We start from the raw sequence: 12533 nt of genomic DNA on the forward strand, positions 1-12533 counted from the left end.
TCAAACCTGCACCCTATACATAATGTGCAAAAACTACGGTTTGCGTTACACAGAGTGATAACGCGTTATTTATGAAAGACTTTTTATAAATAGCGAAAGCTTAAGCAGTTGATTGCGCTTCGCTTCATTCAGAGCAAACGATGCATTTAAACGAAAACAATGGTTAAACTCATTGGTTAAGCTAAACAGTTTTCCTGGCGCAATGGTGATGTGTAAACGCAACGCTTCTTTATAAATAGCCATTGCATCAACATGCCCCCGGCATTCCACCCACAAAAAATAGCCGCCGCTATGTGTATGAATAGTCGCAACGTCTGATAGAAGGTCGGTAAGCAGCGCCGTTATCGTCTTCTTACGAGCGATGAGTTTTTTTCGCAGCTGCTTTAAATGAGACTCGTAATTTTTTGTGGATAAATAGTCTACAAGCGCAAGCTGTATCGGCGCACTGGTTGCCAATGTACTCATAAGCTGCTGTTTTTGTATTTCAAGGGCACGCTTACCTGCGGCGACCCACCCTATTCTGTACCCTGCCACTAAAGACTTGGAGAACGATGAACACAACATGCTATCTCCCTCTTTCATAAAATACTTAATTGGCAGAGGTGGACGCTTATCAGCATAAAGCTCGGCATACACATCATCTTCAATAAGGGCAACATTATACTTATCGAGTAACGCGGCCACCTGCTGTTTTTGACCGTCACTCAATGAGTATCCAACAGGATTTTGAAAGTTGCTCATAAGCCAGCAGGCTTTCACATTATGATTTTTAAATGCGCGCTCAAGTGCAGCTACATCCAGGCCAGTGTTGGGTGATACCGTTACAGTAATCGCTTTTAGACCTAAACGTTGAAGCGCCTGCAGCGTTCCGTAAAACACCGGCGACTCGACCACCACCCAGTCTCCTGGTGTGGTGCATGCCTGCAAACTCAAGTTCAGCGCCTCTAGCGCACCAGCGGTAATAATGATTTCATCAGGCGATATATTCACGCCTTTGGCGGCATAGCGCTTAGCGATGATTTTTCTAAGGTCCATGTTACCTGGAGGCAAATTATCCATGGCGCTGGTCAAGGAAATTTGCTGGGCGGCAGCTGCAATAGACTTATTTAAATGTTGCCTTGGATAAAGGCTTGGGTCGGGGTAAGCAAATCCTAAACTGAACATGTGGGGGTCGCGAGAGGCCTGCAGCACTTCATATACAAAGTCGTTAATGCTGACGGCTTCTGTGGCCTGTACACGTTCTTTTGAGGCATTGCTCGCTTTAGCTGTTACCAGAAAGCCCGAACGTTCTTGGGAGCTGACTATGCCTTGGCTTTCTAACATCTGATAGGCGTGCAGTACTGTCATTAGGCTGAAGCCTGTTTGTGCTGCCTGTTTGCGAAGCGATGGGAGCTTTTCATTTTCTACCCACACGCCACGCTCAATCTGCTCTTTAAGTTGGTGAGCTAAAACTTCGTATTTAGCCACGTTATACTCCGATAGTTCCCACCAGCGGAGTATAACAGTGAGAACAGTATTCTGTTATAAAAACAATACTACCAATTTACGCGTTATCTTAGGTTAAAGATTTTCTTCAGCAAAACTCGCAAGACGACTTCTTACCACGCCGTCTAGGTTTATAGTGGCACTGCCCGAGAAGTCTTTAAATTTCTCAACCAAGTAAGTAAGCCCCGATGTCACTGCGCTCAGATAGTTACTGTCAATCTGCGCCAAGTTACCGCCCACTATCAGCTTTGTTCCTTCACCGCAGCGTGTGATGATGGTTTTAAGCTGTGACGCGGTTAAGTTCTGCGACTCATCCAAAATCACAATCGCATTTTGAATACTTCGGCCTCGCATAAAGTTTACCGACTTGTACTGAATGTTGGCTTTTTCCATGATGTAATTCATAGAACCTTTGGTATTTTCGTCGTGCTTGTGGAGTACTTCCAAAGAATCGGTAATTGCTGCCAACCAAGGCAACATTTTTTCTTCTTCCGTCCCCGGTAAAAAACCAATCGACTCAGCAATTTCCGGCGTGCTTCGCGTGACAATGATTTTGTCATACATGTTACGCTCTACCACCATTTCAAGGGCCGCCGCTAACGCAAGGAGCGTTTTACCACTACCGGCAGGGCCTGTGAGAATAACCATATCAATGTGTGGGTCTAGCAGCGCATGAAGCGCCATGGCCTGCCCTATATTTTTGGGTGTGATGCCCCAGGCATGACGACCCATCAAGCGTTCATAGCCTAAATCCAGCACCTCTAAATGATCGTCGGTGATCTCTTCTACTAAACCTGCAAACTGTTTAGTTTCGTCGAGCAAAAACTCGTTTACATACGCTTCTGGCAACATAGACTTGGGGATAGTGTGAATGGTGTCGCGCCCTTCGCTGCGGCTATCCACGCTTTTTACGCTGTCCCAAAAATTACCTTCAAAGGTATGAAACCCGCGAGATAGATATTTGATGTCAGTAATTAGCTGGTCGGTGCGGTAGTCTTCAACATGAGCGAGGCCTGCCCCTTTCGCTTTAAGGCGCATGTTTAAGTCTTTGGTAACCAACACCACTTTTTGCGGCGCGAACGTCTTTTGCAAGTGCAGCGCTACGTTAATAATGCGGTTGTCATTCTCGTTGCTGGTAAACACTTGCTGAGCCTCAACCATGTTGAGGTCGGCGAATATAGATAGACTCCCTGTAGGTGCCGTTTGACCCGCGCCCAACCCTTCCATCGATACACCCGCTAGCATATCTTCTGGCGTTGCGTCGTGGAGTAAATCCTCCATTGCCCGAATGGATACCCGTGCATCACGCGCCACGTCTTTTTTGCTGTCTTTGATGTAGTCGAGCTCTTCCAATACGGTCATTGGAATAACAACGTCATGTTCTTTAAAGGAGAGAAAAGCGTGAGGTTCGTGCAGCAGAATATTGGTATCGAGGACGTAAATCTTAGTATCGGTAGAATTTTTTCTTGGCATCCTTCACTCCGGTAAATAAAGCCAAGTTAGACGTATTGTTCATTTATGAACGCACGCGCTAACAAGCTACAGTTACGGTTGTAGGAGAATGCCGCTCGAAACAGGACTTCTTCCCCTACTCGCGTCGACTGAGAAGCAGTACTACTCTTTCTGCCTCAAAGGTTCGTTTATTAAATTAGCGAACCCTTAATTCCACCATAATCCAGTTTTTGAGATTTAGCACTGTTTTTTCTTTTTTATTTTTCGTTAGAGCAAGTGATAAGCGAAGAGCAGTCCCTTCACGTAATATGAGATAGCACAGCGCTCCCATTCTGCATTAACAAGAAACTGGCATACTTGGTTCGTAACAAATGCTCACACTTTAACTACAGTTAGCGCAGCTTTAGTTGCGTTTTTAATACCCAAATAGGCTAAGGTGTATTTGTTGAAGCGGTGAATTAAACACGGGTGCTAACCCAATGCCACAACACCTCAATAAAGTGGATGCGTTTAAATTAATAACACTCAGGGAAAGATCAGCTATGAATTGGCTTAACATCACAAAAATAAAAACGGCCATAAGCGTGACGTTAGCGCTACTGGCGTGCTTTAACGTTGAAATTGCATGGGCGAATAGCCAAGCGCTCAATGATTCTTCCCCTTCTACTATTCTAATCAAGGTTGAGAAAAGCACGGCTGATACGTCTGAAAAATGGGTAGTCACTTACACATTAACTACGCCAGCCAAAACGCTGGCTTTTGTTAGAAACCCAGATACATCAAGAACAACACGTTGGTTCGCGCAAGACAACGACATAGAAATCGTCTTTGATGACACCAAACACCAAGAACTTGTGCGCTCGAAGTCAGGCAAGTCCCTCTCTACCGTGTCATTTTTACTGACGCCCACCTATAAACATTTGGGTAAAGATTACGCACCATTTTCTCCTTTTTCTGATGGTGGAAATGCCTTTCACTCTGGGCGACTGTTTGCTTGTGCTAATGCCTGTACTGAAGAAGATAATAAATGGCACCTGACACTCAATGTTCCCAGTGATGAACACATATTGTTGAATGGCAAAGTAATGAAAAGCAGCGTGTCGTGGACAGATAACAATGATGGAAGAGTCGTGTATGTGGGTAAGCAACAGCCAATTATTACCGATGATGTGGTTGCCCTAATTGATCCCGGGCTTCCTGAAAGCATTAAAGCTTCGCTAGAAGAAGATATACCCAACATAATGGCATTTTTCTCCCATTCTCTTAATCCGCTTAAGGGCGAAAAGCCCATGTTATTTGCCTCTTATGCAAACGTAGATGATCACTCTACACAAGGCGGCACACTACCTAACCAGATATTTATGCATTGGAACAGACAAGACTTAAATGAGCAGGCCGATAACAGCAGCTTTGTTAACCAAACACTTTGGTTCTTTGCTCACGAAGTCGCCCATTTATATCAGCCCGGCAGTACCGAAGGTGTATCAGAAAACGAGGAGCAGTCTTGGCTGCACGAGGGCAACGCCGACTACTTTGCGGCAATCGCCATGAACTTCCTCTACGAAGACGCCAATAGCTACGTTGAAAGCCGAATGACCCGCGCTTTCGAGAGCTGTACTGAAGGTCTGGCGCAGACAACGCTGGCTCGTGCTTATAAAAACGGGCACTTCAATCTTTATTATTCATGCGGGATGATAATGCACCGCGCCATCGATAGCGTGGTGCAACAAAAAACGTTAGGTGAGGAGTCGCTGTTCACCGTATGGAAGCGACTTCAAAAAGCAGTGAATAGTGGCATGCCGCCTGGCACAGCGACGTTCTTAACCTTGTTAGAACCCTACAATGCACCTGAACTTATCAAAGCCATCAACAATGCAACGAGCGATGATGCTTTCAAAGCCATTCAAGGAATTGAAACTTTGTACCAGTTACCTGAGTAGGCTACTTAATGAAGTAGCCTATTGCTTTATATTCGCCATCAACTTCCACCATAGAAAGGGTCTCTACTTTCATTGTGGTCTGGGAATCAAAGTCAGTGGTGAACGACAAAATCAGGTAGTTTTCTTTAGGCAATCCAGGCAGTGAAGTTGGCGCTTGTGCTAACGCGATTTCCCTCGACTTGGCCGCCCCCAATGGCTCCCTGACTAGCTGCATCGCCTCGGTCCATTTAGCGATTGAAATACCGCTTCTAAAAATAGCCCCACTCTCTTTCCAGCTTTGTTCATATTCACCGCTGTCGATAAGTTCCAGCCAGCTTGTTGCACCTTCAAGGACTTCGCTACTGACATTAACTGGCTTGCCAGCTTCAATTACTTGGTTGCTACCATTGTTCGCATTGACCGTTTGCGCATAATAAATAGCAGCAAACAAACTGATGGCGAGCGCTAGCGTGATCCAAAGAACATGTTGGGGATTCAACGACGTTCGCCGGTCACCCTGCAGCTTAATTGAATGATGAGCTGCGGCATTCTCGCCCGCAGTAGAAGTTTGCGAGGTTGGCTGCCCTTGAGCATGACTTGTAGTGGCATGGGTTTCACCCATTAAAAGCGCATCGGGCGTCGTTTCGAAAACTGAAGCAAGTGCGCCTATTGAATCGTGTGAAGCAGATTGTGTTTTCTCAATTCGCTGAATAGTACGCAAACTCAATCCAGACACATCTGCCAGATGCTGCTGACTCCATGCCCTAGCATTGCGAAGTTGTATAAGCTTTTGACTGTCTACTTTCATATCCATCTCGCGCTTCCTCCTGTTAGCTGCGCTTCACATACGTTAAAAACGTAACGCGGTTAACAGTAAGAAATATCCATGGTCAGTGATACGACAGTTTTACGCCAACCCTGTGACAAAGCAAGCCTGATGGGCACGTTAACGTTCTTATTCTTTTGCTACCAGCATTCTCGTTGTGAAGCAAAGAAGGCCTACTAGTGCTAATCGTCTTGTTAACGCAGGGCATAGGTACTCAATCCCCCCACCTGCAACCGCAAATCAAATGAGCTAGTATTAATGACTTATCACAACGCAATGCGTACAATACCGCCCCCCGAAAAATAGGTTGGTGATTTATGAGTTCAGATAGTCAATTTTCAGTTGGTCAGCGTTGGTTAAGCAACACAGAAATAGAGCTGGGGTTAGGTGTCGTTATTGGTAGCGACTTCCGTTCTGTCGAAGTGTTGTATCCAGCAACAGGCGAAGCGCGAAAGTATACTAAGCAAGATGCGCCGCTTACGCGACTAATTTTTGAAATTGGCGAAACGGTCAAAAGCCAAGACGGCTGGGAAATGACCATTACTGAAAAAGAAGAAAGCCAAGATCTTTTCATCTATCACGGGCTTCGCGAAGACACCAAAGCGCAAGCGCGATTACCTGAAACCATGCTAGACAGCCATATTCGCTTGAACCAACCTGAAAAGCGCCTGTTCAGTCAGCAATTAGACAACCCTAAATGGTTCGATTTGCGCGAGCGTGCTTTAGATCATCAATACGATTACTTACGTTCAAACACCATTGGTCTTGCAGGTGCGCGCATATCGCTTATTCCGCACCAACTCCACATTGCGTCAGAGGTAGGCGGCAGACACGCACCTCGCGTATTACTTGCCGATGAAGTAGGTCTTGGTAAAACCATTGAAGCCGCGTTGATTATTCACCAGCAGCTTAAAACAGGCCGCGCAGAGCGCGTGCTTATTTTGGTTCCAGACTCGCTCATGCACCAATGGTTAGTTGAAATGCTTCGTCGCGTTAACCTTCCTTTTGCCATTTACGATGAAAGTCGTTGCGAGGCTATAGAGAAGAGCGAAGGCTTACAAGATGACGAAACATCTGACGCGAGCGCTGTGAATCCATTTGAAAACGACCAGCTAGTACTTTGTAGTATCGACTTCCTAAGCAAGAGCGAAAAACGCCAGCAGCAAATTCAAGCTGCAGGATGGGATTTAATGGTTGTCGATGAAGCCCATCACCTTGCGTGGTCAAGTGAGGCTCCCTCTGCCGAATACTTGTGTGTGGAAGCGCTGGCAAACCAAACGCCAGGCGTATTACTGCTTACCGCAACGCCTGATCAACTTGGTCACGAAAGCCACTTTGCCCGCTTGCGCCTGCTCGACCCGGCTCGCTTCCATAGCTACGATGCATTCTTAGATGAAGAATCGAAATACAGCCAACTGGCCGATGCGGTAGCGCCATTACTTTCAGACGCCGAGCCTAACGACAAGCAACGCAGCAAACTCGCAGAATTCGCGCCTGACGTAATGGAACATGTGGGTGATTTAAGCTCGCCGGAAAATCGCCATGCGCTGCTGCACCAACTTATCGATTGTCACGGCACAGGCCGTATGCTGTTTAGAAACCGCCGCGCCAATATCGAAGGCTTTCCGATGCGTAAATTAAGCGCTTACGAACTGGCTTTGCCTGAGGTTTATTCAGATGCCGTGAGCGGCGGCGACTTAACCTATTCACTGTATCCTGAACGTATGGCAAGCGTGGTTAACAGCTGGACCAAGCAAGACCCGCGCGTTGAATGGCTGCTTGATTTCATGCAAAGCGTTAAGCCAGAAAAGATTCTGCTTATTTGCGCAAGCGCCCGTACTGCACAAGAGTTAGGTGAGGTTATTCGCACGCAAACCGGTATTCGCCACAGTGTATTCCACGAAGGCATGAGCATTGTTGAGCGCGACAAGGCGGCCCATTATTTTGCTGATGAGGAAGACGGCGCACAAATTCTACTGTGTAGTGAAATTGGTAGCGAAGGTCGTAACTTCCAGTTCGCCCACCATTTGGTGCTATTCGATTTGCCTATCACGCCAGATCTGCTTGAACAACGTATTGGTCGTCTTGACCGTATTGGCCAAACCCAAACCGTACAAATTCACGTGCCGTATTTAGCGAAAACCGCGCAGCACGTATTACTAGATTGGTATCACGAAGGGCTGAATGCCTTCGAAAAGACCTGCCCCACGGGCTCTGGTGTATTCGACGACGTTAAGCCTCTGCTTATTGGTGCATGCTTACACCCTGACGATATGAGCGCGCGTGACGAGCTAGTGAACATGAGTGTTACGCTTAATAGCCAGCTCGTAGCGCAGCTTGAAGCCGGTCGCGATCGTCTTCTAGAGCTTAATGCTTCGGGAGAGGGCCGCGTAGAACAACTGCTTGAAGACATTATTACCCTTGATAGCGAACAAGATTTGTCGCGCTTTATGGGTCGCGTTTTCGATGCTATTGGTGTTCAGCAGGACGAAAAAGGCAATGACTGCTTTATTCTTATGCCAACTGAATCGATGGTGAGCCAGCTTCCAGGTCTTGACCCAGAAGGCATGACGGTTACTTACAAGCGCCGTGTTGCCACCACGCTAGAAAACGTGCAGTTTTTAAGTTGGGATCATCCACTTGTGCATACCGCCATGGACGTAGTACTCACCGACGTACACGGAAAGAGCAGCATGGGCTTCATTGCCGAGCCATCTTTGCCAAAAGGCGCTTATTGGGTTGAAGCGCTGTTTGTGCTGCAGGCGCAAGCGCCTAAAGCGCTTCAGTTGGGCCGCTTCTTACCTCAAACGCCCGTGCGAGTGTGTTTAGATGCGCAAGGAAACCCGTCTGAATTGAGCTTCGACGTTAAACGTAAAATTGGACGTAAGATCTCGGCTCAGCTTCTAAAAGCCTTGCAACAGCCGCTTGAGCTTGCCATTGAAAAGGCGCGTAAGCTTGCCCATCAGCAAGCTAACCAAAAGCAGCACGACGCACTTAACAGCATGCACAGCACGCTTAACGAAGAAATACAGCGCTTGCGCGATCTTCAAAAGCGTAACCCAGCAGTACGTGACAGCGAAATTGAGTTTATTGAAACACAAATGAACGCCCTTGATAAAGTTATTCAGGATGCAGATGTTCAGCTGGACGCCATTCGTATTGTGGTAAATAACCCGTAACCTCGAAAGGTTAAACATTCAAAAGCGACTGTGAAGTAACGAGTACATAATGGCGAACCCAAGTTTTGTTTATAACCCACCGATGACACCTTATCTTGATATTTTGTATCAAGATGAGGACATAGTGGTTGCGCATAAACCTAGCGGGCTATTGAGCGTTCCGGGCAAAGCATTAGAGCACCGCGACTCGTTGATTAGCCGAGTGAAACGTGTGTATCCCACCGCCACAGTAGTGCATCGCTTAGACATGGCGACTTCGGGTATTTTGGTGCTGGCGCTTAATAAAGATAGCCATCGCCATATCTCGAAACAGTTTGAGTTACGTCAAACTAAAAAGCGCTACTTCGCACGTGTTCATGGGCATGTAGAACAAGACAGCGGAGAGGTTAACCTTCCCCTTATTTGCGACTGGCCAAACAGGCCAAAGCAAATGGTAGACTTCGAGCGCGGTAAAAAAGCCGTAACGCACTTTGACGTCATTGAGCGCACACTGGATGAAAAAGAGCGACCCTATTCTCTCGTTGCCCTTTATCCTATTACCGGTCGCTCTCACCAACTGCGAGTACATATGCTTGCTTTGGGTCACCCTATTTTGGGAGATAGACTCTATGCCCATGAAGAAGCGTTATCCATGGCGCCTCGTTTACAGCTTCATGCTGAAAGCTTGAGTCTTTCGCACCCGACACTTGGGCATTGGCTGCACTTTAATGTCGCCATCCCTTTTAGTCCGTTTTGCCCAAAGCCGCTCTCAGAAAGTATTGAGTAGCGTTCTAACGCTACTCAACTTTATCAATAGACTCCATTTTAGTTTTAACGCACCCTGCCGATAACCTTCGTATACGCTTGATGTACGAATTAATTTGATGCTGTCAAAGCTGAATAGATCCAGATTAAGGTAAAGGCAAACCACATTTTATGAAAAGGCACGCTCTCCTTTTAACATTTGCTGTTATTGTTTCGCTATTGCCTATGACAGCTCACTGTGACTTTTTCACAGATGTTAGTCACGCCTATCTGCCTGGAGAAGTGAAACCTTTGATGATTGGAGAAGTTGAATCCCCAATTATTGAAATTGAAGCGCAAACACCATTACCTTTGGGTGTGGCTATCATACTCACCGAGCCTTTTCCCTCTAGCCTTACGCTCGCGCAGGGAAATAGCCTTGCCAACATGCTTGCAGAAAAAGGCTGGAATGTAGTGATAAGTCCGTTTAATTTGCCGGTCAATGTCACTTCCCAGCAGAACCTACCTGCTGAATCTACAAACACCGACAAATCAGACTCTGAAAATACGTCTATGTCAGCCCAAAATATCCACCCCAGAAGTAATCAACTTACGCAGTATCTCAATTTCGAATCAGCAACTTCAGCACTGAGTTTACAACTCAATGCATTGAATAATTATTTACAAGACAATTCAGGCTACCGTATGGTCATTGCACAAGGCATGCTGGCCACAACTTACTTGTCCGTCGTAGAGCAACAGCCTCAACTTCATCCAGACACTTTCGTAGCCATTTCACCTTTTTGGCCAGAAGAATCAACGAATACATTAGTTATAGATAATATAGCGCAGTCCAGCTTTCCAATATTGGATCTGTCACTAAGTGGATTTAACGATTGGGCGAACAGTACCACGCAAAAACGAAAGATTAGCGCAAAAAACGCACTAAAAATGCACTATCGGCAAATAATTATCCCCAGCAATTTATTAGCCTTTAGTATAAAGGAGTTTCAGAAACCCCCTCATATTCAGATAGTTGCAAATAGTACTATTGGTTGGACTCGCCACCTAGGCTGGTAATTCGATAATTTACCGATTACGCTAAATTAGTATCCAAAACAATTACCTAAATTTAATGGTGTAAATAGCAAGCCTCTGTCCTAAGCAGTAAGATTGTTATGAACTATAATACTTTTAGCAAACATAAACGGTTGAGTTACTTGTGAGTGTTCAAGATTTCGTAGATAACAAAGCAAAGCAGCTGTGTTTCTATTTGAGAGCATTTTGGCAAGGAGAGCTTCCTATCGAGGAGATCGAGCTATTCTTTTGGGATAGTATGGAAGAATGGGGGCAAATTGATTACACCTTAACGCAGCCCTACACACAAAAAGAACGAGTTTTTTGGCATTTACTTCACCAAGTGCATTATTGGAATGAAGATAAGCTAATTAACGACCAGTTTCTTGTAGATGAACTAAATAACTGCGTGAATTTCCTTGAAGGTTTGGGTCATTGCCCACTCGACTGCGTAGGCATTCGTCCATAGTAAAACTTTCACTTCAACGCGTTATTGCTTCTCACTGTGGTTCATGGCTCAATATGCTTTTGTATTCTTGCCTAAGGCCGCAGTTTTGCTCAACGCTTTAAAAACGTTTAACGACAAACGATACCTCAGTATATTTCTTTTCGGCATTTCCAGTGGCTTCCCTTGGATCATGATTGGTTCAGTGCTATCTGCTTGGCTCAAAGATGAAGGTTTGTCTCGCTCGGCCATCGGCTTATTCGGCATTATTTTCGCGACATACTCTTTTAATTTCCTCTGGTCTCCGCTTGTCGACAAAATCAAGCCCCCACTATTAGGTCAACGACGAGGTTGGATTTTCGCTATGCAAGGCTGTGTAGTTTTGCTGTGTTTAGTGATGTCTCAACTCACTGCAGACCAAGATTTGTTTTATGTTGCATTAGTCGGTTTGCTTATTGCTATTGCCTCAGCCACGCAAGATATCGCCATCGATGGTTTTCGCATTGACTGTATTGCCCAAGACGACAAAGACGGCATGTCAGCTGCGTCTTCAGTAGCCACCGCTGGCTGGTGGACAGGTTATGGCGGGCTTGGTGCTATCCCGTTCTTCTTGGCTGACATGACATCTTGGACTTGGCCAAACATTTATCTTTTACTCGGTGCTCTCATGGCTTTATTAATGTGCGCCACGTATTTAGCGAACGAGCCACAAATTGACCGCGAAGCCTTGCTTGAAAAGATAACAGCCAAAGATACAAAGCAGTCTCCCGTTTTTCACTGGATACAAACTACTCTGGTCACGCCATTCGCCGAATTTTTCAATCGAAACGGCGTTAAATTAGCGGCGTCGTTTTTACTGTTTATCTTTCTATTTAAAATCGGTGAAGCCTTTCTAGGCCGCATGAGTATCGTGTTTTATAAAGAAATTGGCTTTTCTAATAGCGATATCGCTACTTACTCAAAATTGCTCAACTGGTGGGTAACCATCGTATTTTCACTGTTAGGTGGATTGGTTAACATTCGCTACGGTATTTACCGCGGATTGATGATTGCGGGTGTGGCCATGGCCGCGTCTAACTTACTATTTGCACTGATCGCGCAAACAGGCCCTTCCACATCTCTTTTAGCCATAACCGTTATTGTCGATGGCTTTACAGGGGCTTGGAGCACCGTTGCTATGGTCGCGTTTATCTCACTCTTATGCAATCGAGCGTTTAGTGCAACCCAATACGCACTCATGGCCTCCCTAAGTGTTGCGGGCAGAACCTTGGTCGCTTCTAGCAGCGGCTTTGTTGTAGATAGTCTTGAAGGCAATTGGAGCCTGTTTTTTATTCTTACAGCAGTCATGGTAATTCCCAGCCTTTGCTTTTTGTATTCAATTAGGCACCACATAAAGCGCGTTGAGTCACCGTAATTTTTTTCTACTT

The 12533-nt window shown here is 45.8% G+C and carries 9 protein-coding genes; 6 read left to right on the forward strand and 3 right to left on the reverse strand.

Features of this window, described 5'->3' with window-relative positions:
- Positions 1–69 precede the first annotated feature (69 nt).
- Together QME20_RS04245 and QME20_RS04250 are read right to left on the reverse strand one after the other, a co-directional pair.
- Positions 70–1467 carry a PLP-dependent aminotransferase family protein gene (locus tag QME20_RS04245; protein WP_168462864.1) on the reverse strand — a complete coding sequence of 466 codons (1398 nt, stop codon included), beginning with the start codon at positions 1465–1467 and terminating at the stop codon, positions 70–72.
- A 93-nt stretch (positions 1468–1560) separates the two neighbouring features.
- Complete coding sequence (locus tag QME20_RS04250; protein ID WP_014978266.1) at positions 1561–2958, reverse strand: PhoH family protein; 1398 nt, start codon at positions 2956–2958, stop codon at positions 1561–1563.
- Positions 2959–3479: 521 nt separating this feature from the next.
- On the opposite strand from QME20_RS04250, the gene QME20_RS04255 reads away from it, so the two are divergent.
- Positions 3480–4877: a hypothetical protein gene (locus QME20_RS04255; RefSeq protein WP_168462865.1), complete on the forward strand. Its 1398-nt coding sequence runs from the start codon at positions 3480–3482 to the stop codon at positions 4875–4877.
- A gap of 1 nt (position 4878) precedes the next feature.
- On the opposite strand, the gene QME20_RS04260 is transcribed toward QME20_RS04255, so the two are convergent.
- Positions 4879–5670: a DUF4019 domain-containing protein gene (locus QME20_RS04260; RefSeq protein ID WP_168462866.1), complete on the reverse strand. Its 792-nt coding sequence runs from the start codon at positions 5668–5670 to the stop codon at positions 4879–4881.
- A gap of 329 nt (positions 5671–5999) precedes the next feature.
- Here QME20_RS04260 and rapA point away from each other — a divergent pair, with 329 nt between their 5' ends.
- From rapA to QME20_RS04285, 5 genes are all read left to right on the forward strand, one after another.
- Positions 6000–8861, forward strand: coding sequence for an RNA polymerase-associated protein RapA (gene rapA, locus QME20_RS04265; RefSeq protein WP_168462867.1), 2862 nt, complete (start codon positions 6000–6002; stop codon positions 8859–8861).
- 49 nt (positions 8862–8910) lie between these two features.
- Entirely contained in the window at positions 8911–9627 is a 717-nt protein-coding gene (gene rluA, locus QME20_RS04270; RefSeq protein WP_168462868.1) for a bifunctional tRNA pseudouridine(32) synthase/23S rRNA pseudouridine(746) synthase RluA, read from the forward strand.
- Positions 9628–9776: 149 nt separating this feature from the next.
- Positions 9777–10664 (forward strand): DUF3530 family protein, encoded by an 888-nt coding sequence (locus tag QME20_RS04275; protein WP_168462869.1) that lies wholly within the window; start codon positions 9777–9779, stop codon positions 10662–10664.
- 142 nt (positions 10665–10806) lie between these two features.
- A complete protein-coding gene (locus QME20_RS04280) occupies positions 10807–11130 on the forward strand; it encodes a hypothetical protein (protein ID WP_014948188.1) in 324 nt (107 codons plus the stop codon).
- A gap of 43 nt (positions 11131–11173) precedes the next feature.
- Complete coding sequence (locus tag QME20_RS04285; protein ID WP_171337546.1) at positions 11174–12520, forward strand: MFS transporter; 1347 nt, start codon at positions 11174–11176, stop codon at positions 12518–12520.
- The last annotated feature ends 13 nt before the right edge of the window (positions 12521–12533 follow it).

The organism is Alteromonas sp. CyTr2 (genome assembly GCF_947311905.1).
Classification (GTDB): Bacteria; Pseudomonadota; Gammaproteobacteria; order Enterobacterales; family Alteromonadaceae; genus Alteromonas; species Alteromonas macleodii.

Bases quoted from the DNA above. Each gene is read 5' to 3' on its own strand.
- QME20_RS04250 (WP_014978266.1), bottom strand. From the start codon at position 2,958: ATGCCAAGAAAAAATTCTACCGATACTAAGATTTACGTCCTCGATACC.
- QME20_RS04255 (WP_168462865.1), top strand. From the start codon at position 3,480: ATGAATTGGCTTAACATCACAAAAATAAAAACGGCCATAAGCGTGACG.
- QME20_RS04260 (WP_168462866.1), bottom strand. From the start codon at position 5,670: ATGGATATGAAAGTAGACAGTCAAAAGCTTATACAACTTCGCAATGCT.
- rapA (WP_168462867.1), top strand. From the start codon at position 6,000: ATGAGTTCAGATAGTCAATTTTCAGTTGGTCAGCGTTGGTTAAGCAAC.
- rluA (WP_168462868.1), top strand. From the start codon at position 8,911: ATGGCGAACCCAAGTTTTGTTTATAACCCACCGATGACACCTTATCTT.
- QME20_RS04275 (WP_168462869.1), top strand. From the start codon at position 9,777: ATGAAAAGGCACGCTCTCCTTTTAACATTTGCTGTTATTGTTTCGCTA.
- QME20_RS04285 (WP_171337546.1), top strand. From the start codon at position 11,174: ATGGCTCAATATGCTTTTGTATTCTTGCCTAAGGCCGCAGTTTTGCTC.